Origin of the sequence: Microcystis viridis FACHB-1342 (assembly GCF_014698335.1) — a bacterium.
Taxonomy (GTDB): Bacteria; Cyanobacteriota; Cyanobacteriia; order Cyanobacteriales; family Microcystaceae; genus Microcystis; species Microcystis ichthyoblabe_A.
In genome coordinates, this window is the sequence record NZ_JACJSV010000001.1 from 42,766 (window position 1) to 66,016 (window position 23,251).

21 protein-coding genes are annotated in these 23,251 nt (G+C 40.8%); 12 read left to right on the plus strand and 9 right to left on the minus strand.

The features are described 5' to 3' along the window. Window positions 1–13: 13 nt before the first annotated feature. From H6G40_RS00190 to H6G40_RS00200, 3 genes are all read right to left on the minus strand, one after another. Window positions 14–658, minus strand: coding sequence for a hypothetical protein (locus H6G40_RS00190; RefSeq protein WP_002739853.1), 645 nt, complete (start codon window positions 656–658; stop codon window positions 14–16). A 3-nt stretch (window positions 659–661) separates the two neighbouring features. Then, window positions 662–1,690, minus strand: a complete 1,029-nt coding sequence (locus H6G40_RS00195; RefSeq protein WP_002739598.1) for a GUN4 domain-containing protein — start codon at window positions 1,688–1,690, stop codon at window positions 662–664. 73 nt (window positions 1,691–1,763) lie between these two features. Further along, the gene (locus H6G40_RS00200) at window positions 1,764–2,972 is read right to left on the minus strand and encodes a hypothetical protein (RefSeq protein WP_002739520.1); all 1,209 of its coding nucleotides are present in this window, start codon (window positions 2,970–2,972) and stop codon (window positions 1,764–1,766) included. A 373-nt stretch (window positions 2,973–3,345) separates the two neighbouring features. Between H6G40_RS00200 and H6G40_RS00205 the strand changes: the two genes are divergently transcribed. Next, on the plus strand, window positions 3,346–3,486 hold the full coding sequence (locus H6G40_RS00205) for a hypothetical protein (protein WP_002740097.1): 141 nt from the start codon (window positions 3,346–3,348) through the stop codon (window positions 3,484–3,486). Between the two features lie 34 nt (window positions 3,487–3,520). Here the strand turns inward: H6G40_RS00205 and H6G40_RS22950 are convergent, their stop codons facing one another. Beyond that, window positions 3,521–3,757 (minus strand): hypothetical protein, encoded by a 237-nt coding sequence (locus H6G40_RS22950; protein ID WP_238560625.1) that lies wholly within the window; start codon window positions 3,755–3,757, stop codon window positions 3,521–3,523. 82 nt (window positions 3,758–3,839) lie between these two features. On the opposite strand from H6G40_RS22950, the gene H6G40_RS00210 reads away from it, so the two are divergent. The 5 genes from H6G40_RS00210 (at window position 3,840) to H6G40_RS00230 (ending at window position 7,686) form a co-directional block, all read left to right on the plus strand. Next, window positions 3,840–4,973, plus strand: coding sequence for a HetZ-related protein 2 (locus H6G40_RS00210; RefSeq protein ID WP_190537097.1), 1,134 nt, complete (start codon window positions 3,840–3,842; stop codon window positions 4,971–4,973). Window positions 4,974–5,083: 110 nt separating this feature from the next. Next, window positions 5,084–5,242 carry a hypothetical protein gene (locus tag H6G40_RS00215; protein WP_002776561.1) on the plus strand — a complete coding sequence of 53 codons (159 nt, stop codon included), beginning with the start codon at window positions 5,084–5,086 and terminating at the stop codon, window positions 5,240–5,242. 2 nt (window positions 5,243–5,244) lie between these two features. After that, on the plus strand, window positions 5,245–6,759 hold the full coding sequence (locus tag H6G40_RS00220) for a cryptochrome/photolyase family protein (RefSeq protein WP_190537098.1): 1,515 nt from the start codon (window positions 5,245–5,247) through the stop codon (window positions 6,757–6,759). 108 nt (window positions 6,760–6,867) lie between these two features. After that, entirely contained in the window at window positions 6,868–7,209 is a 342-nt protein-coding gene (locus H6G40_RS00225) for a translation initiation factor (protein ID WP_002750167.1), read from the plus strand. 9 nt (window positions 7,210–7,218) lie between these two features. Next, window positions 7,219–7,686, plus strand: coding sequence for a TspO/MBR family protein (locus H6G40_RS00230; protein WP_002739978.1), 468 nt, complete (start codon window positions 7,219–7,221; stop codon window positions 7,684–7,686). Window positions 7,687–8,437: 751 nt separating this feature from the next. Here H6G40_RS00230 and cobM read toward each other — a convergent pair. Further along, complete coding sequence (cobM, locus tag H6G40_RS00235; protein WP_069474783.1) at window positions 8,438–9,226, minus strand: precorrin-4 C(11)-methyltransferase; 789 nt, start codon at window positions 9,224–9,226, stop codon at window positions 8,438–8,440. Between the two features lie 185 nt (window positions 9,227–9,411). On the opposite strand from cobM, the gene dnaB reads away from it, so the two are divergent. From dnaB to H6G40_RS00250, 3 genes are all read left to right on the plus strand, one after another. Beyond that, on the plus strand, window positions 9,412–10,743 hold the full coding sequence (gene dnaB, locus H6G40_RS00240; protein ID WP_069474784.1) for a replicative DNA helicase: 1,332 nt from the start codon (window positions 9,412–9,414) through the stop codon (window positions 10,741–10,743). A gap of 1 nt (window position 10,744) precedes the next feature. Next, a complete protein-coding gene (locus H6G40_RS00245) occupies window positions 10,745–12,322 on the plus strand; it encodes a glycosyltransferase family 39 protein (protein ID WP_069474785.1) in 1,578 nt (525 codons plus the stop codon). A gap of 92 nt (window positions 12,323–12,414) precedes the next feature. Then, a complete protein-coding gene (locus tag H6G40_RS00250) occupies window positions 12,415–13,731 on the plus strand; it encodes a family 10 glycosylhydrolase (protein WP_069474786.1) in 1,317 nt (438 codons plus the stop codon). Window positions 13,732–14,102: 371 nt separating this feature from the next. On the opposite strand, the gene H6G40_RS00255 is transcribed toward H6G40_RS00250, so the two are convergent. Further along, entirely contained in the window at window positions 14,103–16,523 is a 2,421-nt protein-coding gene (locus H6G40_RS00255; RefSeq protein ID WP_002739607.1) for a phosphoketolase family protein, read from the minus strand. Between the two features lie 536 nt (window positions 16,524–17,059). Here H6G40_RS00255 and gap point away from each other — a divergent pair. The 3 genes from gap to ygfZ all read left to right on the plus strand — a co-directional run bounded on the left by gap (window position 17,060) and on the right by ygfZ (window position 19,539). Continuing rightward, the gene (gene gap / locus H6G40_RS00260) at window positions 17,060–18,094 is read left to right on the plus strand and encodes a type I glyceraldehyde-3-phosphate dehydrogenase (protein ID WP_002739710.1); all 1,035 of its coding nucleotides are present in this window, start codon (window positions 17,060–17,062) and stop codon (window positions 18,092–18,094) included. Window positions 18,095–18,160: 66 nt separating this feature from the next. Beyond that, entirely contained in the window at window positions 18,161–18,529 is a 369-nt protein-coding gene (locus H6G40_RS00265) for a hypothetical protein (protein WP_123231023.1), read from the plus strand. Next, entirely contained in the window at window positions 18,526–19,539 is a 1,014-nt protein-coding gene (ygfZ, locus tag H6G40_RS00270) for a CAF17-like 4Fe-4S cluster assembly/insertion protein YgfZ (RefSeq protein ID WP_190537099.1), read from the plus strand. The genes H6G40_RS00265 and ygfZ overlap by 4 nt, the downstream gene beginning before the upstream one ends. Before the next feature lie 339 nt (window positions 19,540–19,878). Here ygfZ and H6G40_RS00275 read toward each other — a convergent pair whose 3' ends face one another. The 3 genes from H6G40_RS00275 to H6G40_RS00285 are packed head-to-tail and all read right to left on the minus strand — an operon-like array spanning window position 19,879 to window position 22,841. Further along, window positions 19,879–21,537, minus strand: a complete 1,659-nt coding sequence (locus H6G40_RS00275; RefSeq protein WP_190537100.1) for an NAD+ synthase — start codon at window positions 21,535–21,537, stop codon at window positions 19,879–19,881. A gap of 12 nt (window positions 21,538–21,549) precedes the next feature. Then, window positions 21,550–22,278: an NUDIX hydrolase gene (locus tag H6G40_RS00280; RefSeq protein WP_190537102.1), complete on the minus strand. Its 729-nt coding sequence runs from the start codon at window positions 22,276–22,278 to the stop codon at window positions 21,550–21,552. Continuing rightward, entirely contained in the window at window positions 22,275–22,841 is a 567-nt protein-coding gene (locus tag H6G40_RS00285; protein ID WP_190537104.1) for a nicotinate-nucleotide adenylyltransferase, read from the minus strand. The genes H6G40_RS00280 and H6G40_RS00285 overlap by 4 nt, the downstream gene beginning before the upstream one ends. Window positions 22,842–23,251: the final 410 nt, after the last annotated feature.

Sequence of the window (23,251 nt, forward strand, 5' to 3'; positions counted from 1 at the left end):
AAATGTTTAACTGCTATATTTGGTTTGAGGATTTTTCTTGTAGCAAAGCACTCACCAATTGCAAAACTTTACTATTTGGATTTTCTTTATGTAGTGCTTTAAATATTTTAAACTGATCGTTAAGTTTCAAAGTATAACAACGATTAATAAATTGAAAGACAATAACTTTGGGTGCTTGATTTTGAGGAATTGTTGCTAAAGGAAACCCTGCTGACCCAACAGTTGCTTTAAATAGTTCGCTATCTGCTCCGTAAAGTTCTGACAATTCCTTTACCAAAACATCTTTGGTCAAAAAACCAGCTTCCTCAAGTTTTTCCTTTTGTCGATCAAGTAAAAGTGAAAACTTATCTTCAAAATTTTCAGAATTTTGCAATAATTCTTGATTTTGCATAAGAATAGTAAAACAAAATTGTATTCCTAAAATAAATTGTTCTCGTAATTCTTTTATTTCAGTTTTTGTCTCAAAGATAGCATCAAGAGACTTACGAGTAAGGCTTTGACCTTCGGCAATCATTGCATCTAGTTTGGCCTCACGGGAGTTCTCTATTTGATCATCATAAAGACTCAAGACAAACTCAACAGGAACTCCAAATGGGCCTACTACGGAAGCAAGAGATTTGGCGATCGCTCGAAGGTAATTAGGTATTTTTTGAGACATAATTTAAAATTGTAATAAAGGAATACTGATTACTTTTTGCTGGAGAACTGAAATAAAAGTATCTTCGGCAAAATGTTTGTCACCTAAATTCAATGTCCAAGCACTAAAATGGAAGTCTCTCATTTGCTTTTCTGTGGGATATGCTTTTTTCCCCTGTAGCCAAGGTAAATGACCGATTGGAGCGTCCAAATGCCAAGTCAGATCATTGTAACCTAACCACCGTCCATTTTTTCGCCATCCGACACGATTCGCAAAAGCATAGTAATCTTCCCCTTCTTGTTCATAGATACGAGCTTGAGTGGACAAACCAAATTTGTTGTGGCTATACTTTTTCCAAAGATTATCAAGAATAATTAAGTCATTATCAGATATTCTTTTAAGTTCAGTTGATGATAAGGCCTCATTGGGAATTTTTACAACAGAAAAATGAGAGGTTGATGTAAATTCTGGTTTATCGGTAGCTTTATAAAGAAGCCTGATCGTTTCCTGATCAGCTTCTAGCCAACTTTGTGCTTCTAGGAGTTGGCGAAGTTTGCTATAGCTAACCCCTTTATCAGAAATCAACTTATCTCTGTTTAAAAAATCATTTACGCTTTTTTGATCTTTAAATTTAAGCGTTGTTTTTTCTGACAAGTGAGGTAAAACAGCTTCAATAATTGTATCTGCATTGCCGTTCCAAGTTTGGTATAGTTTATCATTGAGTAACGGTAAACTTTCTAATACCTTTTGTTTTTGTTTATTATCTGAAAATAAGGGAAGTACCTTAGTTTGGTCGGAATAAATTTCCTGATTGAGGACGGCAAAAAGCTCTCGCTTAGGAAAATTTTTGTTTAGAAAAGCTTCGCTCAAGACAACGATCACAAAACGAGAGATTCTTAAACCCTCATTTACTTTGGCTGTAATACTATCTCCCCATTTAATTTCAGCCCGATCATACCAAAAAGTAATGTCAGCTTTTTCTAAGCCTGAAACTAAAGGTTCCACAATCAGGAGTTTGTCTTCACTGGTATGACAAATAAATACGTCTTTCATAGTCTCTTTTACAAATGATTCTGGATTATTCAATTAGAAAAAAAATTGTTAACAGATAACGAATTAGATTGCTTTAAGCTTCTGATTCAGCCTCCTGTTTTATGTCAGAGTTTGATAGGTTTTTTGAGAAAATCCATAATAAACCTAAGATTATTGCCAAACTTATCAAGAAAATGACGACTCCCATTATTAGTTGTGAGCTTAGATAATTATTCGATACAAAAGCAATACTTGATGGTATGTTATAACTTCTATGATGAGAGAGACTATCCTCAACAGGAACCTCAATTAAAACAGACTTTGATGAGCCATCAAAAGCTGATTGATTAATTTGGAAAAATTTAGAATATCGCAATACCCAAAAAAGTGAATTCTTATTATTAGTCATACTGGTTACACCAGTCCCATATTTAGGCTCAGCAATCATTGATGGATTTTGTCCATCAAAATCAGAACGAACAATTCCGTCGCCATAATTAGGATTAAGTAAACCAATAGTAAAGTATAAAAACTTACCATCTGTTAATAAAGTATCCTCATAATTATTAATGGACAAAACTCCTTCACCTGTCCAGTTTCGTAAAATCGACAGTGCATCAATGGCTAATAAAACGGGATTGCTTATTTCTATTTTTAATAGAAGTTCGGTTGGCTTCCCGAAGCCGCCAGATTGATTACGAAGATTGCCGTCAATATGTGTATAAATAAATTTTCCATCTGTTGTTAAATGTTTTATCTGAGGTTTAAATGTTGTAGATTCATAGGGAAATTCAAAAAGCATGGAAAAATTATCCCCGTTGATATCTGATCTATAAATAAAAGGCTTTCCCTCTAAATTTTGTCCTAACCAAAAAAGAAACTTCCCGTCTGTCGTTAAAGAACTAGGAAGCCATCGTACTATTTGAGACCCGGCTTTTTGAGAAAGATCAACAACAACAGATGGTTTAGAACTATCAATGTCCATCTTATAAACATACATGGAAATGTTATTGTCATTACCTTCTTTAAACTCATAATCATAATCCAGCCAAAAAATAGATTTCCCACTACTAACCAGATTGATTCCTGTCTCATATTTCTCCTCAATATTAAATGTTTTTGGAATATCAAGAAATATAGATGGTTCAGTGTTATTACTTCTTAAAATATAAAATATGTCTTCTTTTTTCGTCGTCCAAATTAAATTACCTTCCTTTAGTTGTCCAAAAGCAGGGTACGCAGTTATAACTAGCGACAGTATGAAGATGAATAAAATAGTCAGTAATCTTAGTGTTTTTTTCATATTTAAGCCAGATGCGAATCAATTTAGCTTTCTTGGGTTTCTTGTGATCTATAGCTTTTCAAATGGAGTCTGGACAAGGCTTTCATGGCTTAGTTACCCAAGAAACTGTTCACAATACCCTTTGTCACAAATCGCCGAGAAGAACGTTACTGAGCGTTCGGTCGAACCGTAATCAAACTTAAGGACTTAACCTCCGCATCCGCATGAATGGCTCACTGAAAAAACCTATCCTTATAATATTCCATCACCCCCTAAGCGATCAAGTCCTTACACCGAAGATTGTGTTCTATAGTCATTTCAATTAAGATTGAGAATATTAATGCCAGAGTTCATAAGGGTTTAACTGGTCTAGAGTGTATCAGACTTATCTGAAATGACTATAATTCGCTTCTTATATAACACTTGCCGATTCCTCGCCGAACATTTCTCAGGCAACTTCGCCAGTTGGCTGCTGAAAGAGACTGTCATGATGGCGAAACTCAAACCATCGGAACTTTCCCTCGATCCGATTTGAGCCGATGCGATGATTGTACTCTAATCCGAGGATTCTATTCTTCACATCCAGTTCCAAACGTTGCCAAAGGAGGAAATCCCATTTCGGATGTTAGATTGCCGAGTTCGAGGTTTGCAGGGCTTGCTTTAGGGTGGCTCTTCGTTACTTGGTATGGTTTGATCGGGGGGCATAAATCGACTAAATCCTGATCTGGCCAAAGACTTAATTGATTAGTTCGTTCTAGTCGGGTGTTGGATAAAATTAGCAGCGATCGGCTTTCTCCATGGCTCAGGTTTTAGCATATATCGTGTAAATGCGCTAATATTCAAACTAAAGCCGTCCTAAAAAGACGGGGTTTGGAACTCAATTTTTCGATGACGACAATAATCGACGAGTTAAGGCAACAATGGCAAGATCGCCTCTCTCAAACAGAGGATTCCTTAACCGATCGCCAACGGGATACCATTATCAATTGGTTACTCGGTGAAGATAGCCAACGTTGGGAAAATTTAGATGAGAGAGATTTAGAAATCGCTAAACGGGGATTAGTCTATCTTTGGCAAATTTTACGGCAACGCTATCTGAAAGTTAATCCCACCCGCGCCTATCGTAACCTGATCGATCGTCTCGGTGCTTGTGTCACTCTCCGGCAAAAAATTCGCACTTGGGTTTCCTTAAGTCGCGATCGTCGGCAAGCGGTGGCCGATGTCTTGCAAGAAATTATTCAAGAAATGTTAAATAGCGATCGCTATCTGCAATCCCAGTTAGCATGGATCGCTCGTTGTACCAACGATCAAGCTACTCGTGATCAGCTGCTGTTAGCCACCCTGGAGGAATACGCTCTGCGTCCGATCCGCAATCAACCCCTGTTAGCCTATCGTTTTGTTAATTATCTCCGTCGTCAATCGAGAAGCGGTATTACTAATGTGCCTCAGGAAGAAATGATCCGGATTCTCTCCGATGAAATTAGTGGCGATGAGGGGGAAACTAGCTTAAGTTTACTGGATCAAAATGCGATCGCTACCTACGAAGATCAACGCACTTGTCAAGAAGCGCAAATTCAACGGGCAAAAGTTCAAGAGAGTTTTGCCAAGTATCTAGAGGAAAATGTTAGTCCGGAGGCGGTGACTTGGTTTAATCTCTATCTAGGAGGCGAAAGCCAAGATGAGATCGCCTTGGCGATGAATATTCCCGTCCAACGGATTTATCGTCTCCGGGAAAAAGTTGGCTATCATGCGATTAAGGTTTTTGCCCTCAAGGAAGGGACAGAATTAATCGCTGAATGGTTAGAAATCAGCCCGAAAGAGCATAATTTTGGCTTAACTCTCAGTCAATGGCAAAGTTACTATGCTTGCCTTTCTCCCACGGGTAAAAGCGTTATCGATGGCTTAAAAGCGGGTAAAACCCTTGAGGAAATCGCTGGCGAATTAAACTGTAAACGCACACAAGTGGTCAAAGAATGGACGCAACTTTATCTAAGCGCCCAAAGTCTTAGGACAAAAACCTAATCAGTTATCAGTTATCAGTTATCAGTTATCAGTTATCAGTTCACTGAGAAAACACCCCACACCCCACACCCCACTTCCCATCCCCTTTTTGATTTTTGACTTCAAGAAATATGTGGATTATTAGCAAAAAAGTCGGGGTATTTACCCATTATTTAACCCCTACGGGTACATTTACCCCCAGCATCGACAAAGCCAGTAAATTTTCTGCTCGGGAAATGGCGGATATTATGGCTAAAAAATACGGGGGAATAGTCGAGGCAATGAAATAATTATGACCATTGGTATTTGGATTTTAGGTGATCAATTATGGACAGGACAAGCGGCCTTAGCTAATCGTCAAGCCTATGCACAGGAAACGCCGGTTATTTTAATTGAATCCCACAATCATATTCGACAAAGACCCTATCATCAGCAAAAATTAGTTTTAATCTGGTCGGCGATGCGTCATTTTGCCGAAGAATTAAAAACTTTAGGATGGTCTGTAACCTACGAAGTTACTGAAGATTTTGAGCCGATTTTATCTGCTTGGATTAAACGATTAGGTATTAAAGAATTACAGATTATGATGCCTAATGATTTACCTTTTCTTAGATTAATCAAAAATCTTAATTTAGACTGTGCTATAACCCTAATTGATAATAATCACTTTCTCTGGACTAGGACAGATTTTAATAATTGGGCTAAATCTCGTAAAAGACTATTACTAGAGGATTTCTATCGAGAAAGTCGCAAAAAATGGCAGATTTTAATCGAGGATAATCAACCCATAGGAGGACAATGGAACTTTGATAAACAAAACCGCAAACCGCCCAAGGATGGATTAAAAACTGCTGCTCCTCTTTGGTTTGAACCCGATGAAATTACCCTTCAGGTTATCGCTGATGTGGAAGCTTTAGATATTCCTAAATATGGAAAAATCAAACCTTTTCCCTGGGCAGTAAACCGCAGACAAGCTTTACAGGTTTTGGAGCATTTTATTACTAATTGTCTGCCCAACTTTGGACCATACCAAGATGCGATGGTAACGGGAGAAGAAACCCTCTGGCATTCCCTATTATCTCCCTATCTTAATCTAGGATTACTAACGCCGTTGGAAGTGATTCAAGGGGCAGAAATTGCCTATAAAAAAGATAATTTAGCCCTAAATAGCATCGAAGGATTTATCCGTCAGGTGTTGGGATGGCGGGAATATATGCAGGGGATTTATCATTATTTGGGAGAAGATTACGCTAATCATAATTGGTTTGAGCATCAACAACCCTTACCGGCTTTCTTTTGGGATAGTAACCAAACCGAGATGAATTGCCTCAAACAAGTATTATCACAGGTGGAAAATACCGGTTATGCCCATCATATTCAAAGATTAATGATTTTGAGCAATTTTGCCTTAATTTTTGGTTGCTCTCCCCAAGAGATTGAAAACTGGTTTCATAGTGTTTTTATCGATGCCTACGATTGGGTAATGCAGACTAATGTACTGGGAATGGGACAATTTGCCGATGGGGGAATTCTCGCTTCCAAACCCTACGCTTCCTCGGCCAACTATATTGATAAAATGAGTGATTATTGTCGGGGTTGTCTGTATAAAAAAAATGAACGAGTCGGGGAGTTTGCCTGTCCTTTTAATTTTCTTTACTGGGATTTTTTGGCACGACATCGAGAAAAATTAAAATCCCAAGGTCGAGTTAATATGATTTTAGGTCATCTCGATCGAATGTCGGCAGCTGAACTTAATCAAATGCGCTGCCAGTCCAACCAATTAAGAGCTATCAGCAGTCAGCTTTGAATCAGTTATCAGTTATCAGTTATCAGATGCTGGTTTTCAGTTCACTGATTACTGTTTACTGTTTACTGGTCACTGAAAAACCCCCAAACCCAGTATGATAATTGCTATATGAGTAAATCTAAGGAAAAAAACCGGATTGCCTATCAGGAATTTGGAGATAAAAGCAATTCTCAAGCTTTTGAGCGTTCCATCCCTGAATTACCCCCAAATCAGCAGAATTTGCGAGTACAAACCTCCCGCTCTGGTCGTGCGGGAAAAACCGTTACCATGGTTACAGGTTTTCAATGCCAAACCGAAACTCTGACGAAATTATTAAAACAGTTAAAAACTGCTTGCGGGACGGGTGGTACAGTTAAAGAAAATGCCATTGAGATCCAAGGAGATCATCGCCAAAAAATTCTACAAATTCTCATTGAATCGGGTTACAAAGCCAAAATTAGCGGAGGATAGCTTAAAATCATGATTCCCTCTTGGTTGCTTATCGGTGTCGTGGGATTTTTGGTAGCGTTAGCTGGGGGATTACTCAATTCTCGCGATGTGCGTTGGTTTGCGCGTTTGCGTCGTCCCGATTGGTTAAGCTTTGAAAGATTAATCCCTCTTATCTGGACAATTATCTATATTTGTGGCGCAATTTCTGCTTATTTAGTCTGGGAAGCTCAACCGGCTAATCGCTGGTTTTTGATGGCTTTTTATCTGTTGGTGGAATTGACTATTAGTGCCTATACTCCCGTCACCTGTAAACTACGCAGTCTCAAAGCGGGAACGATTATCGGAGGTACGGGTTTTTTCTTGGGTTGTCTTCTGGCGCTCTTGGTTTTCCCTGTTTCTTCTTGGGCGGGCATCCTACTCCTACCCTACCTGATTTGGAGTCCGATCGGTACCTATGTGACTTGGGAAATGAGCCATCTCAATCCTCGGGATGTCTAGACAGGGTTTGCGGCAAAAAGTTTCTCGTGGGGGTAGGGTGTAGGGTGTGGGGTGTAGGGTGTAGGGTGTAGGGTGTAGGGTTTTACCGATTTTGAGGGGGTCAATTACCTAATTTTCAGGGAAAAAGTCCCGGAATTTTCCCCCCGATCACTCCCATCGCAGGTACTTTTTGATTTCAAAAAAGTCTAAAGATATTATCCAACAAGGTTTTTAGATTTATTCAGAGAACCCTAGACAGGTAAAGTGGGGTGGGTTAAAAATTAACCCATCCCACAGATATTATTGCCATCTACCAACTTAAAAATCTAGACTGTTTTTTCCGCTCTAACTCGATCTACCCTGCGAGGAATGGGGCTCTTCTAGGTTCTGTGTGATAAGTTTAACTTACATAGGATTGATCAGTCTTTGTGTCCTTTGTGTCTTTGTGGTTCGTTCCACCCCCTCGCTAGGAAGAATGTATCTTAGAATACATTTTACCCACCAAACCCAAGAGAGCCGGAATGGAGCAATCAAGGAAGTTAGGAACCTCCTGACGACAGTGAGGACAATACCAGTAGGCACGACTAGCTACAAGGTGACGAAGGGTAATTCCCGAACAAATCGGGCAGCTGTGCATGGATTGTTAGAGGAATTTTAAACGTTTTTAAAATTGCCCTACCTCCCACTGCGATTTTAAACAAAATCGCCGCTCTTTAAATCTATCTTTAGGTAGAAACCCAGTGTTTCTTTCGATAGACTTCCCAGAAAATACCTAAGGATGAGGACGGAAAAGATGGGAATGTTGCGGGTGATAAAGTTGCGATCGAGTTCCTGTAATCTGGTTTAAAGCGGGACTAATGAGATAAAGGGTAGTTCTAGTTAAATTTTCCCGATGGGTTAGTTTGGCCATCTCTGACAGGGGGACAACCCAGATTTTTTCGTCGGGCCAACCGAGACGGAAACAAACGGCCACCTGTTGCTCTGGCTGGTAGTATCGTAGGAGTTTTTCCTGGGCTTTGTCAACATGACGGGCGGCTAAATATAGGCATAAACTGGCTTTATGGGCGGCTAAAGAGGCTAATTCTTCACTTTCTGGCATGGGAGATGCTTTTCCTTCCACCCGGGTTAGAATAATTGTCTGGACTAATTCCGGAATCGTTAATTCTAGGGCCAATTTGGCCGCTAATCCTTGGAAGGCACTAATTCCGGGGATTAGCTGAAAGGGGATATCTGCTGCTGTCAAAAGCTCAATTTGCTCTTGGATGGCACTATAGAGACTTAAATCCCCCGATTGCAGTCGCACCACCGCTAAACCCCGACGCACGCGATCGATCATTAAAGGGATAATTTCCTCTAGGGTGATGCTACTGGTGGGAATTAACTCAGCATCTTTAGGAGTGTCCTCAAGAATTTGTTTGGGGACGAGGGAATCAGCAAAGACGATAACATCGGCTTTTTGGAGAATTTTATAGGCTTTTACCGTCAATAATTCCGGATCTCCGGGGCCCGCACCAATAAAATAGACGGCCGGGGAGAGCGCCGAGGAGTCAATTAAAGTCATACTAAATCCTGTTTAAAAGGGGTGTGGGGTGTGGGGTGTGGGGTGTGGGGATGTGGGGATGTGGGGAGAATAAATAAAAATAATCTCCTGACTCCTGAATACTGAATCCTATCATTAACCTGAACATTTGTATTTAATTAGGGTGAATGACTATAATTAATGATAAAGCACAGTCAGCATTGACAATGATTAGCGATCAATCCCTCCCCCCCCAAAATATTGAAGCGGAAGAATCTATCTTAGGTGGTATTTTACTAGATCCAAAAGCGTTAGGTAGAATCAGTGATTTTTTAATTCCAGAAGCTTTCTATGTAAAAACCCATCAAGATATTTATCGTGCGGCGCTTGCTTTACAAGGGAAGGGAAAACCGACGGATTTAATGACGGTTAGCAGTTGGTTACAGGATAATCATCTGCTGGAAGAAATCGGGGGAATGCCGCGATTGTTACAATTAATTGAGCGCACTGTCTCGGCTGCCAACATCGATCGCTATGCTGAATTAGTGATGGATAAATATATGCGTCGTCAGTTAATTTCCACGGGGGGAGAAATTATCGAGTTAGCCAGAGATACGACACTAGAATTAGAAAATGTTTTCGATGAATCGGAACAAAAGATTTTTCGTCTCACCCAAAAACGACCCCAGGAGGGTTTAATTTTTCTGGGGGATACTTTAATTGAAACTTTTAACGAAATTGAGAAGATGCAGGAGACCACCACTCTACCCGGTATCGAAACTCAATTTTATGATCTCGATGCGATGACCAGTGGTTTACAACCCTCGGATTTAATTATTATCGCGGGGAGGCCTTCCATGGGAAAAACTTCTTTTGCTCTTAATATTGCCTATAATATCGCTCAACAGAATTTACCCGTGGCTGTCTTTAGTTTGGAGATGTCTAAGGAACAATTAGCCCAACGTTTGTTATCGAATGAGGCTAAAATCGAAAGTAATCGGATTCGATCGGGCCGTTTGGGACAAAATGATTTAGAGAAGGTTCTTGGGGGACTAGAAAAGTTATTAAATTTGCCCATATATATCGATGACAGTGCCAATTTAAGTGTGATTCAAATGCGTTCCCAAGTGCGGCGTTTACAGGCAGAAAAAAAAGGACAAATGGGATTAGTTTTAATCGATTATCTGCAATTAATGGAAGGTGGAGGTGATAATCGCGTTCAGGAAATTTCTAAAATTACCCGCAGTCTTAAGGGTTTAGCGAGAGAAATTCATGCTCCAGTAATTGCTCTTTCTCAGTTAAGTCGCGCTGTGGAATCTCGCAATAATAAAAGACCGATGATGTCCGATTTACGCGAGTCAGGATCGATCGAACAGGATGCGGATTTAATTATGATGTTATACCGAGATGAATATTATAACCCCGATAGTCCCGATCGAGGTGTGGCCGAAGTAATTATTACTAAACACCGTAACGGTCCCACTGGCACAATTAAGCTACTTTTTCAACCAGAATTTACCAAGTTTCTCAATCTTAAACAAAGTCGCTCTAATTATTAAAATGAAAGCAAATATTAATTATACAAAGACCAATTGGCTCTTAATACTTTTGGTAATTATCCTAACTCTCGGTGTCGTTTTTCGTTGGGCAAATATCGATAAAAAAATCTATTGGCATGATGAATCCTACACCACCATTAGAACCACTGGTTATCAAGCAAAGGAAATCGCTGATACTATCTTTCAAAACCGTCTTTTATCTACCACAGAATTAGGAAAATTTCAACAACTGAAACCCGAAAGCAATGTTTTTGATACGATTCAATCTCTCGCTAAAGAAGACCCTCAACACCCACCTTTATACTTTATGATCTCTCGCTATTGGGAAAAAATATTCGGTTTTTCTCCCGTTTCTTCCCGCAGTTTAGCGATTGTTTTTAGTCTTCTCTCTCTGCCATTTATTTACTATCTATCCCTAGAATTATTTACATCAAAGTTAACGGCAATTTTAGCAGTAATTTTCTTGGCACTCTCTCCAGTTGATATAATATTTGCTCAAATGTCTCGCCAGTATAGTCTTTTAGTTTTGTTAACGATAATCAGTCAATTAATGCTGTTAAAATGCCTCAAAAAAAGAACTCTTGTTAATTGGTCTTTATACACCTTATCTAATACTCTCGGACTCTACACCCATCTCTTTTTTATTCTCAACTTATTTGCTCAAGCAGCCTTGATAATTTGGTATCTTGTTATGAAACCAGAGCGAAAAAATAACTTGATATTTTTCCTGTTATCTGGGTTAACGATGATGATTTTATATATACCCTGGTTACAGGTTTTTTTAACTAACTCTCAAAGGGCATTTAACTCCACCAGTTGGGCTGCCGTTAACTATCTCGATTGGGGATTGTTCGGTAAATTATGGCTCTTAACTTTTACTTCTCTATTTAGCGATAGCGATTTTGGTTTTAATAACATCTTCACCTATATATATAGAATGATTTTTTTAATCTTAATTATCTATGCTTTTGAGCGAGTTTATCGCTACAATAACCCGATAGTTTTTACTTTTCTGATTACCTCAACCCTAGTACCTTTCCTAGCTTTAGTCATTCCCGATCTAATTTTGACCACCACTAGATCAACTGTCACCCGTTATCTAATTGCCTCCTTTCCCACTATCTATATAACTGTAGCTTTTTTCTTGTCACAATTGCTTAATCAAGGTAAATTTTCAGGTAAAATTATCTTGACTTTTTTGTTAACTGCTAGTATAGTATCGAACTTTAATAATGCTCTTTCCGAAACCAGTTGGGCAAAAGTTCCTAGTTATTGGAATGGCGAAGTTGCCAGAAAAATTAATGCTGTACCCAATGCCATTATTATCAGCGACGAAGGTAATGACTGGACTAACTTAGGTGATTTGCTTTCCCTTAATTATCGTCTTAATGCTGATGTACAATACTTCCTGACTACCACTAACCCCGATACCGATAAGTTAAAAGAAGTTCTAGAAATTCCCCAGGCCAACTTATTTCTTTTTCGTCCTTCCAATCGGTTATTAGTGGCCATAGATCAATTCGATATTCGTCTTGATTATTTCTATCCTCAAGGCCAATTGTCGCGAGTGAAGAAATAGGTAAATATATATTTCGGGTCAATCTAGCCTCAAAGAGTTGAGCAAAGCTGTTATTATAACCAGTTAAAACCGTTAATTCTCACCCTAAAGAAATGACTTTTCTAATTCCGACTAGCGTTTGGCGGCAAATTCTTAAAAAGTTCCCTATACTACTATTCTTAGCATCTTTTCTGATAGTCGTATTCTTAGGCTATTTTTCTACCGCTTTCTCTCAAAGTCGAGATCCTGATATTCGCGGTGTTTGGATTACCACCAACGATACTGCGATGCTGATGGACAGGGATAAACGACAACAGGCGATCGAGCAATTAGTTAATCTTAATTTTAATGCTATCTATCCCGTGGTCTGGAATTCCGGTTATGCTCTCTATCCTAGCGCGATCGCGAAACGGGAAGGAATACAGCCTTTTGTGCCTACGGGAGCGCAGGGACAAGATATCTTGGCAGAATTGGTGGAACAAACCCGTGGCAGGGGATTATTGGTCATTCCTTGGTTTGAATTCGGATTTATGGCCCCTCCCACCTCAGAATTAGCCTTAAAACATCAGAACTGGTTAACTCAAAAACGCGACGGGGGGACCACTTGGGTGGGGGCAGCCGGTGAGGTGGTGTGGTTGAATCCTTTCCGTCCCGAGGTGCAGAATTTTCTGCGGGAGTTAGTCTTGGAAGTGGTGGGACAATACGATATTAACGGCATCCAATTCGACGATCATCTGAGTTTACCGAATGAATTCGGCTATGATCCCTATACTATCGCTCTTTATCAACAGGAAACCGAAAAAACACCTCCGGCTAACCCCCGGGATCCCGAATGGACAAAATGGCGGGCCGATAAAATCACCGCTTTTCTGGCTAATCTCAAAGAATCAATTCAGGCAATTAAACCGAATATACTGCTTTCGATCGCCCCTAATCCCTACGAATTCGCCTATAATGGTCATTTACAGGATTGGCTCGGTTGGGTGCGGCAAGGATTAGTCGATGAGTTAATCGTACAGGTTTATCGTCCCGATCTGCCCAGTTTTCTCAAACAATTAGAGCGTCCCGAAATTCAAGAAACCCAGCAAACTATCCCCACCGGTGTGGGGGTTTTAACCGGTTTACGCAATCGACCGATTGCCCTACCCTTGATTGAAGAAAAGGTATTGGCTGCTCGTCAACGGGGTTTAGGGGTGATTTTCTTCTTTTATGAAAGTCTCTGGCAGCAAGCTTTGGAACCTCCAGAAACCAGAAAAGCGGCAATTCAAGCAATGTTTTCGCAACCCATTACTCCCCGTCTTCCCGTGGTGGACAATCTCCCCTTAGTTAGTACGCCTGAACCTGTTTATCAGCCAGAACTAACCCCCACACCTCCCCCCTTAGCGCCGGACGGTATCGAAATTCCTGTAATTCCCCCTCCGGGTAGTTAATAGCAATTTTTGCCCAGAGAAATTACAGATCAAATCATCGAATTTAAGTCCCCCTTTTTCCCTTTTTTTAACAGGGATGGAGATGCTGGGGGGATGAAAATTTTTTTAGTCAGATTTTGGAGAATTGGTATGAGTTAGACTTACTCATTCTCCGTATTGACATCTCAAACTGAATTGCTATGGTAAATCCCTTGATAGATAGGCATTTCAGTGTTTCAATCGGGACTCACTTCTGTGAAAACCGCTATATACAAACTCTATTAATTGCACCATAATTAAACTCAAATAATATTTTATTTAGGTGGAATAGGAAGATGAAATTTATCGATAAACTAATAAATTATCATCACCTAAACCACTTTCTAGCCTAATTAATAGGGCCATTTCCAGTTAGTAATCTCGTCCTTATCGATGCCATTGGTAAAAGCATAATCGAGATTATCGATAATGGCATTTTTCATTCGTTCTTTCACATGACCGGCAGCAGAACCTAATTTTGGCACGCGATCAATCACATCAATTACTAGATGAAAACGATCAACTTGGTTACGAATCGCTAATTCTAGGGGAGTATTAATATTCCCTTCTTCCTTGTAACCACGCACATGAATACGTTCCTGATTACTGCGACGGTAGGTAAGTTTATGAATCAGCCAAGGATAACCGTGGAAATTAAAGATAATTGGCTTATCAGTGGTAAATAAACTATCAAAATCCCGTTCCGATAAACCGTGGGGGTGTTCACTTTCCGACTGTAATTTAAACAGATCAACCACATTGATAAAGCGAACTTTTAAGTAGGGGAATTCCTCCCGCAGAATTGCCGTGGCCGCTAAAGATTCTTTAGTGATAATATCCCCACAGCAAGCCATAATTACATCTGGTTCATCGGGATTTGTTCCGTCATCATCGTTACTTGCCCAATCCCAAATACCGATACCTTTAGTGCAGTGTTTAATTGCTTCTTCAATGGTCAAGTATTGCAGGTGTTTCTGTTTATCAGCAACGATAATATTAGTGTAATCCTTGCTCTTGAGACAGTGATTAGTCACACTTAATAAACAATTCCCATCGGGGGGAAGATAAACCCGCACCACGTCGGCACTTTTATTGGTTACTAAATCGATAAAACCGGGGTCTTGGTGACTAAAACCATTGTGATCCTGCCGCCAAACCACCGAGGATAATAACAGATTCCAAGAGGAAACAGAAGCACGCCAAGGTACATGATTTTTGCAGATATCGAGCCATTTAGCGTGTTGGTTGAACATGGAATCGATAACGTGGGCAAAAGCCTCGTAGGAGTGAAATAAACCGTGACGACCGGATAATAAATAACCCTCTAACCAACCGACTAAAGTATGTTCACTCAGCATCTCCATCACCCGACCATCGGCAGATAATTGGCTACCATCTAAATCCTCCGGATAGGTATCAGCTAACCAAGCTTTTTTAGTCACTTCATAGAGAGCTGCTAAACGATTAGAAGCAGTTTCATCGGGACCAAAAACGCGAAAATTAGTCATATTATTTCGCATTACATCCCGCAAAAATACCCCCATCACTCCCGTGTTTTCCGCTTCCACTTGGCCCGGGTGGGTGACATCTACGGCATATTGACGAAAATCGGGCATTTTTAGGTCTTTACGCAGCAATCCGCCATTAGCGTGCGGATTAGCACTCATGCGACGATGACCAATAGGAGCGAGTTCTTTAAATTCCGGCTTAAATTGACCCGTGGCATAGTCAAATAATTCCTCCGGGTTATAGCTTTTCATCCACTCCTCTAATTTTCTCAAGTGGTCCGGGTTTTCGTGCATAGCACCCATGGGGACTTGGTGAGCGCGCCAGAATCCTTCTACTTTATGACCATCAACCTTTTTCGGACCTGTCCAACCCTTGGGAGACCGGAGGATAATCATCGGCCAGGGGTAACGTTTAGCCACTCCTGTGCTGCGAGCTTCCTGTTGATAGGAGCGAATCTGATTGATACAGTGTTCTAGGGTAGCGGCCATTTTTTGATGGCAGTGCATGAGGTCTTCATCTTCCTTACATTCGACGATGTAGGGAGTGTAACCGTAACCGACAAAGAGACTTTCTAACTCGTGGGTCGAAATACGGGAGAGAATGGTGGGATTAGCGATTTTATAACCGTTTAAGTTTAAAATTGGCAGTACCGCACCATCGCGAATCGGGTTAAGGAATTTATTCGAGTGCCATGCGGTGGCAAGGGGGCCGGTTTCTGCTTCCCCATCACCCACCACCACGGCCGTAATTAGGTCGGGATTGTCAAAAACAGAACCGTAGGCATGGGAAACACTATAACCCAGTTCGCCGCCCTCATGGATAGAACCGGGGGTTTCGGGGGTGACGTGACTACCGATGTGACCGGGAAAAGAAAATTGTTTAAAGAATTTTTGTAATCCTTCCTCGTCTTCACTTTTATCGGGGTAAATTTCCGAATAGGTTCCTTCTAGATAAACCGGACCGAGTACCCCCGGCGCCCCATGGCCGGGACCGGCCATAAAAATCATATCGAGGTCGTATTTTTTGATTAAACGGTTGAGGTGAACGTAGGTAAAACTTAAGGCCGGACTCGCTCCCCAGTGACCAAGTAAGCGATACTTAACGTGTTCGGGTTTAAGATGTTCTTTGAGCAGGGGATTATCGCGCAGATAAATCATACCTACAGCTAAATAGTTACAAGCGCGCCAATAGGCATGGGTTTTATAGAGTTCGTCTTGAGAAAGGGGATTTTGCTCTGTTAAGGGTCTTTCTGGTGCGGATACCATGAATATTTCTCCGATATCTATGAAGGATGAGATTAAGAGAGTTGATAGACAATTTCTCCAGATTATCGAGAGGGTTAACCCTCGGTCAGTTTTCAAACTGTAATCAAGAGTCTAACCTTTCGGAGCGTAAAAAACTATTAAAATAAGCTATATTTTGCCAATCCGGCCAGGGGAATTTATGTCAGTCGGGCGGCGTTTTTAAATCGCTTTTAAAGGAAAATTAATATCTTCTTAACTTAGGTAACAATAATTCTCAGAAAAATTTTAATTATTTTTTAATGTCAGCTTTTCCCAAAATACTATAGGGTTACACCCTAGTTTGTCGGGAAGAGCCTAATTAGGCCTTCTCGATGCCAGTGGTGAGGACTACTAGGATAGCTTTTGAAGCACTGAAACTTAAAATCTTTCTATACTTCATCTAGCGAGCAACAAAAGCTGATTAGCATATATAGTGATTCTCTAGAGGCCAATCAATTCTCAAATTATTGTTTCTTGATCGTGCCTAAGCTTATCGCAGCTGCAAAGGAGTTTTTTTCATGACAAAAGTAAGAGTCGCTATCAACGGATTTGGTCGTATCGGTCGCCTCGTTTTTAGGGCGGGTATCCAAAATCCTGATTTCGAGTTTGTTGGTATAAATGATCTGGTTCCCTCCGATAATATTGCCTATCTGCTCAAATACGACTCCACCCACGGACGTTTTCAGGGTACGGTAGAAGCAAAAGAAGATGGCATCGTCGTGGATGGTAAGTTTATCCCCTGTTACTCGATTAAAGACCCTGCTCAACTGCCCTGGGGTGCAACTGGGGCCGATTATGTGGTCGAGTCCACTGGTTTATTTACCACCGCGGAAGGGGCAGGAAAACACCTAGAAGCCGGGGCCAAACGGGTGGTTATCTCCGCACCCACCAAAGATCCCGACAAGATTCGTACTATTGTACTGGGCGTTAACGATAATGAATACGATCCCGCTAAGGATCTGATCGTCTCTAACGCTAGTTGTACCACCAATTGTTTAGCCCCGATCACCAAAGTTATTAACGATAACTTCGGACTAGCGGAAGGATTAATGACCACGGTACACTCGATGACCGCCACTCAACCCACCGTGGATGGTCCATCGAAAAAAGATTGGCGCGGTGGTCGCGGCGCTGGTCAAAATATTATCCCCTCCTCCACGGGAGCAGCCAAAGCAGTAACCCTAGTTATTCCTTCCCTAAAAGGCAAATTAACCGGTATGGCCTTCCGTGTGCCAACTCCCAACGTTTCGGCGGTGGATTTAACCTTTAAAACCGAAAAAGCCACCAGTTACGAGGAAATCTGCGCCGCTATGAAAGCCGCCAGCGAAGGTCCGATGAAAGGTATCCTCGGTTATACCGATGAGGAAGTGGTATCGAGTGACTTTATCACTGACCCCCGTTCCAGTATCTTTGATGCTAAAGCTGGCATTCAACTTAATGCCAATTTCTTTAAGGTCGTCTCTTGGTACGATAACGAATGGGGTTACTCCTGCCGGATGTTAGACCTGATGAAAATGATGGCAGCTAAGGAAGCAACCCTCGTAACAGCCTAAATCAGTTATCAGTTATCAGTTTACTGTTTACTGATAACTGATAACTGATAACTGATAACTGATAAGATGAATCCAAAATTTAAAGATATTATCGCTTGGGAACAGGCACAATTATTAATGCAGCCGGCATTTATTCGGGTGCTGGATAATCTGCGTAAACAGTTAGAAAATTCCCTCTGGAAAGGAACTTATACAGAAATTCAAGATCCCTATCCCAGTTATCTGCTCTGTTTGACTTATCTCGATCGCTCCGTTACTGTAAATATTTGGGAACTTTGTTTTCAAGTCTGTTTTCTCGATTATCCCACCGATGAGGGAGAGAGCGTCACCATCGATACCAGTCTCCTCGACCCCACCGGTGAACTAGATTGGCAGAGTTTGGAAACGAAAACCGAGCGCATTATTAAGCAATTATTCGCTAATTTACCTCCATGAAAGCAGATTTAGAAACGATCAAGGCAGAGTATGCCGCTAATTTTCTGAAAAATTACAGTAATGATCCCCAAAATTTAGCATCCCAAACAATTTTAATCGATCGCTCCGATTGGGGTTTATTAGAATTAAAAGGCCAGGACCGACTGCGTTTTCTCCACAATCAAACCAGTAACGCTATCGATCGCCTGAAACCGGGTCAGGGTTGTGAGACAATTTTCCTTAACTCTACCGGTCGTACTCTCGATTTTGTCACAGTTTACTCTGGCGATGACTCCCTCCTCATCCTCGTTTCTCCCCAACGTCGTCAATTTTTACTGGAATTGATCGATCGCTATATTTTCCCCTTCGATAAAGTGGAAATTAGCGACTTAACCGATAATTTTGCCATTGTCACCCTAATCGGTGCTAAAAGCGGGCAATACCTGCAAAAAATCGCCATTCCAGAGCAGATTTTAACGGGGGTGCAGCATAGTCATTATCTCCTTTCTGACCCCCCCCTGAGAGTGGCCGTCGGCACCGGCTTAGATCTGCCCGGATATACTTTAATCGTTGCCGCCGCCGAAGCCGGTCCCCTCTGGGAAAATTTAATAAAAAATGGCGTTACTCCCGCCGATGAGCAGGTGTGGGAATACCTGAGAATCCATCAGGGCCGACCGGCAGTCGATCGAGAATTAACCGAAGACTATAACCCTTTAGAGGCCGGTTTATGGCGAGCGATTGTCTTTGATAAGGGCTGTTATATTGGTCAAGAAACTATCGCCCGTCTCAACACCTATAAAGGCGTAAAACAAAGACTTTGGGGCATAAAACTCAGCCAACCCGTCCCCAGCAATACCCCGATTATTTTAGAAGCGCAAAAAGTCGGTTTACTCACCAGTGTGCTGGAGGATTTTGGCTTGGGTTATGTGAAAACAAAAGCGGGAGGAGAGGGTTTAAAAGTACAAATCGGCGAGGCAACAGGAGAATTAATCCCCTTACCCTTCCTCTCTCACGAATACCCCTTTCAGTGAACAGTAATCAGTAAACAGTGATCAGTAATCAGTAATCAGTAATCAGTGACCAATCACTAATCAATGATAACTGATAACTCACATCTTATAAGTAGTTGTGCAAAATTAATTTATTGGTTAGGATAGGCAAAAGGCAGGAGGCAAAAGGCAAAAGCTTTATCGAAATGTGTAATTAATTTTGCTTAGATACTTAACTAATAACTAATAACTAATAACTAATAACTAATAACTAATAACTGATAACTGATAACTGATAACTGATAACTGATAACTAATAACTGATAACTGATAACTGATAACTGATAACTGATAACTGATAACTGATAACTGATAACCCCCCTAACCCCAACGACTAGCGATAGGCATTCGCCAACCAGTGCCAAAAGCGCGATCGCTAATTTTTAGACCAGGAGGGGCTTGTTTGCGCTTAAATTCGGCATTTTTAACTAATTTAATCACTTTCTGCACAATTTCAGCCTCAAAGCCGGCGGCGATAATTTGTTCGGCGGATTGATGGCGATCGATTAATAGTGCTAAAATAGCATCTAAAATCTCGTAGGGAGGTAAAGAATCTTGATCCTTCTGATTGGGTTTTAATTCAGCACTAGGAGCTTTATTAATCACATTGAGGGGAAGAATTTCCCCGTGCCGATTTAACCAGCGACAGAGGGAATAAACACGGGTTTTCGGCACATCAGCAATCACTGCTAAACCACCATTCATATCACCGTAAAGGGTGCAATATCCCACCGCCATTTCTGATTTATTGCCAGTGGATAATAGTAAATGACCGAATTTATTAGAGAGGGCCATTAATAAATTACCGCGAATGCGTGACTGAAGATTTTCTTCAGCAATACCGAAATCAGTCCCAGCGAAAAGCCGCTCTAAAAGTTGATCATAAGCAGTCATAATTTCTTTAATTGCTAACTTCTCACTTTTGATACCTAAATTATTAACTAAAGCCACTGCATCGCTAATGGAATGGTCGGAACTATAGGGAGAAGGCATCATCACAGCGAGAACATTTTCTTTACCTAATGCGTCGCTGGCAATAGCGGCAACTAAACTGGAATCAATGCCACCACTCAAGCCGAAAATTACCCGTTTAAAACCGCATTTCTGCACATAATCTCGCACTCCTAAGACTAAAGCTCGATAAATTTCCTCATCTTCATCGACAGGTAAAGGATGAATAACTGCGGGTAACAAATCCTGATTAAACTCGATCAACTCTAGGCTAGAAGTAAATGCTTGGGCGCGATAAATCACTTCTCCTTGTCGGTTAAAAGCCACGCTGTCACCATCAAAAATTAAATCATCATTACCTCCCACTTGATTGACATAAACTATAGGTAAATTATATCTAGTGGCACTATGGGATAATAAAGATTCTCGCAATTTTTGCTTACCGACACTGTAGGGAGAAGCGGAAAGATTAACGATTAAATCCACTCCTAAATTAGCTAAATCGGCGATGGGATTAACCGCGTATTGACGCTGACCCCAAAATTGTTCATCATTCCAAACATCTTCACAGATAGTTACCCCAATTTTTACATTATTTTCTGTTAGTTGAAAATATTGACTTTCTTTCCCAGAAGCAAAGTAACGATCCTCATCAAAAACATCGTAGGTAGGCAATAAACGTTTAGTAAAAATTTGTTTGATTTCTTGACTTTTTAACAAAGCTATGCTATTAAATAACGGCTTTTCTCCTCTGACCGTTGCCGAGGGATTTTTTTCGACAAAACCAACTAAGACGGCTAATTTTTCTGGTAATTGTTGGGACAATAATTGCAATTGTTGAGACATTTTCTCCACAAAACCCAGATTTAATAACAAGTCTCTGGGAGGATAACCACAGAGGGATAATTCCGGAGTTAAAAGTAATTCTGCTCCCTGATTAAATGCTGTTTGAGCGGCCTCTAAAACTCTTTGGGCATTTCCTTCGATATCTCCAACAATGGGATTTAATTGAGCGATAGCAATTCTCATGTTTTTTCCTATTTAAACAAAAACTAACGGTTGCTCTTTAAAGGGAGCAAAAGCTTTTTCATCAAAGCGATACAAACTAGCGGGACGACCGGCACCACGAGAGACTTTTAACCCCATATCCTTGAGAAATCCTAATTTCAATAGCCGATTTCTGAAGTTAGAATAATCACTAAAATTTTTACCTAAAATTGTCTCATAAAATTGATAAAGATCATTTAAAGTAAATAATTCTGGTAAAACCTCAAAAGCGACGGGACTATATTCTACTTTATTGCGTAATCTTCGCCAGCCATATTCCAAAATTTGACCGTGATTAAAGGCTAAATCTGGCACTTTATCAATCATATACCAAGTGATATTATAATCCCGTTCAGTGATTAACTTTGCTTCTTCAAACCGCACTAAAGCGAAGTAACTCACCGATAGATAACGTTCCCTAAAACTCTCGGCCGCTGCTGGAGAATCTCCCTCTGGACTGCCAAAAGTATATAACTGTTCCAGATAGAGATTATTGACGCTAATTTTCTCGGCTAAAATTCGATAGGCTGCCGTTTCCAGTGATTCCCCATTTCTCACTAAAGTTCCGGGTAAACTCCAGTAATTACTAAAGGGTTCTTCCCGTCGTTTAATCAGAAGCACTAGCAGCCGATTTAATTGGGTATCAACGGAAAAGATCACGTTATCAACTCCGACTTTAAAATCAGCTAGAGATTTATTAACTAGGGTCTTTTGCGGTTTCATGCGTAAAGTTTTTGACCTTCAATATAATCTTTAATCGGTGCGGGAACAGCCTGTTTATCGCCTTTTTCTCGATAATCTGTTGAGGATACAGCCGGAGCAAATACATCGGCAATCAGACAATCACCCCCTAATGTTTGCAGTTGTTTAATATCATCTTGGTTAATAGGATATCCTGGACGGGGAATCACAAGAATTTTGACTTTTTCTAGTAATTCTTGGCTACGATACCAGTGCCTAATTTGTCCAGCTAAATCGGAACCAATGACTAGGGTATATTCCTCCTGTTCTCCCCAAATTGCTCGCGCTTTTTCCACACTAATTAAGCTCCGTCGATCGCTTAATTCTCGTCGCAGTTGTATATTATCCCTTGGGGGTCGAATATCCCGGATGAGCAAATTTAACATCCTCAGACGATGTTCGAGACTGGTTTGATGATTTTTAAAGGGATTATCGGCAGCCCAAACCGCAACGATATCGTACTGTTCCGATAACCATTTTAGTATGGCTTGATGACCGGCAGTAGGAGGATCGGCACTGGTTCCAAAAAGGGCAATTTTAAGCATAGGATTCAATTGCTTGCTCACTGAGGGATTAGTTTAAGTCTGCTCAAGCTTGGCAAAGATTAACTTCTCCCCATTATAGTTGATTTTACCAAAATAGGGCAAGAGGATCAGTCATCTCCTGCAAAAGTAAGTTATCGAGCCGCTATCGGGTCAAAATATCTAAAACCCCGGATAAATTCGACATAATTTTAGGTTTTATGAATAGGATAGTTAGGGACTTGCGCTTTGATAATGTACCTTTTGGGCGAACGCAGTTCGCCCCTACATTGTGGACAAAATCCGTTACTGTAGGGGCGCAATGCGCCCTCCGATCGATCAGGTTTGCTGATCACCCTAAGTAGGGGGAGAGCCTTCGAGGTGTTAGGGACTTGCGCTTTGATAATGTGCCATCTGGCTGGTCTGGTTCTTCT

Coding starts and splice junctions, on each gene's coding strand:
- H6G40_RS00190 (WP_002739853.1), bottom strand. CDS start 658: ATGTCTCAAAAAATACCTAATTACCTTCGAGCGATCGCCAAATCTCTT.
- H6G40_RS00195 (WP_002739598.1), bottom strand. CDS start 1,690: ATGAAAGACGTATTTATTTGTCATACCAGTGAAGACAAACTCCTGATT.
- H6G40_RS00200 (WP_002739520.1), bottom strand. CDS start 2,972: ATGAAAAAAACACTAAGATTACTGACTATTTTATTCATCTTCATACTG.
- H6G40_RS00205 (WP_002740097.1), top strand. CDS start 3,346: ATGACTATAATTCGCTTCTTATATAACACTTGCCGATTCCTCGCCGAA.
- H6G40_RS00210 (WP_190537097.1), top strand. CDS start 3,840: ATGACGACAATAATCGACGAGTTAAGGCAACAATGGCAAGATCGCCTC.
- H6G40_RS00215 (WP_002776561.1), top strand. CDS start 5,084: ATGTGGATTATTAGCAAAAAAGTCGGGGTATTTACCCATTATTTAACC.
- H6G40_RS00220 (WP_190537098.1), top strand. CDS start 5,245: ATGACCATTGGTATTTGGATTTTAGGTGATCAATTATGGACAGGACAA.
- H6G40_RS00225 (WP_002750167.1), top strand. CDS start 6,868: ATGAGTAAATCTAAGGAAAAAAACCGGATTGCCTATCAGGAATTTGGA.
- H6G40_RS00230 (WP_002739978.1), top strand. CDS start 7,219: ATGATTCCCTCTTGGTTGCTTATCGGTGTCGTGGGATTTTTGGTAGCG.
- cobM (WP_069474783.1), bottom strand. CDS start 9,226: ATGACTTTAATTGACTCCTCGGCGCTCTCCCCGGCCGTCTATTTTATT.
- dnaB (WP_069474784.1), top strand. CDS start 9,412: ATGATTAGCGATCAATCCCTCCCCCCCCAAAATATTGAAGCGGAAGAA.
- H6G40_RS00245 (WP_069474785.1), top strand. CDS start 10,745: ATGAAAGCAAATATTAATTATACAAAGACCAATTGGCTCTTAATACTT.
- H6G40_RS00250 (WP_069474786.1), top strand. CDS start 12,415: ATGACTTTTCTAATTCCGACTAGCGTTTGGCGGCAAATTCTTAAAAAG.
- H6G40_RS00255 (WP_002739607.1), bottom strand. CDS start 16,523: ATGGTATCCGCACCAGAAAGACCCTTAACAGAGCAAAATCCCCTTTCT.
- gap (WP_002739710.1), top strand. CDS start 17,060: ATGACAAAAGTAAGAGTCGCTATCAACGGATTTGGTCGTATCGGTCGC.
- H6G40_RS00265 (WP_123231023.1), top strand. CDS start 18,161: ATGAATCCAAAATTTAAAGATATTATCGCTTGGGAACAGGCACAATTA.
- ygfZ (WP_190537099.1), top strand. CDS start 18,526: ATGAAAGCAGATTTAGAAACGATCAAGGCAGAGTATGCCGCTAATTTT.
- H6G40_RS00275 (WP_190537100.1), bottom strand. CDS start 21,537: ATGAGAATTGCTATCGCTCAATTAAATCCCATTGTTGGAGATATCGAA.
- H6G40_RS00280 (WP_190537102.1), bottom strand. CDS start 22,278: ATGAAACCGCAAAAGACCCTAGTTAATAAATCTCTAGCTGATTTTAAA.
- H6G40_RS00285 (WP_190537104.1), bottom strand. CDS start 22,841: ATGCTTAAAATTGCCCTTTTTGGAACCAGTGCCGATCCTCCTACTGCC.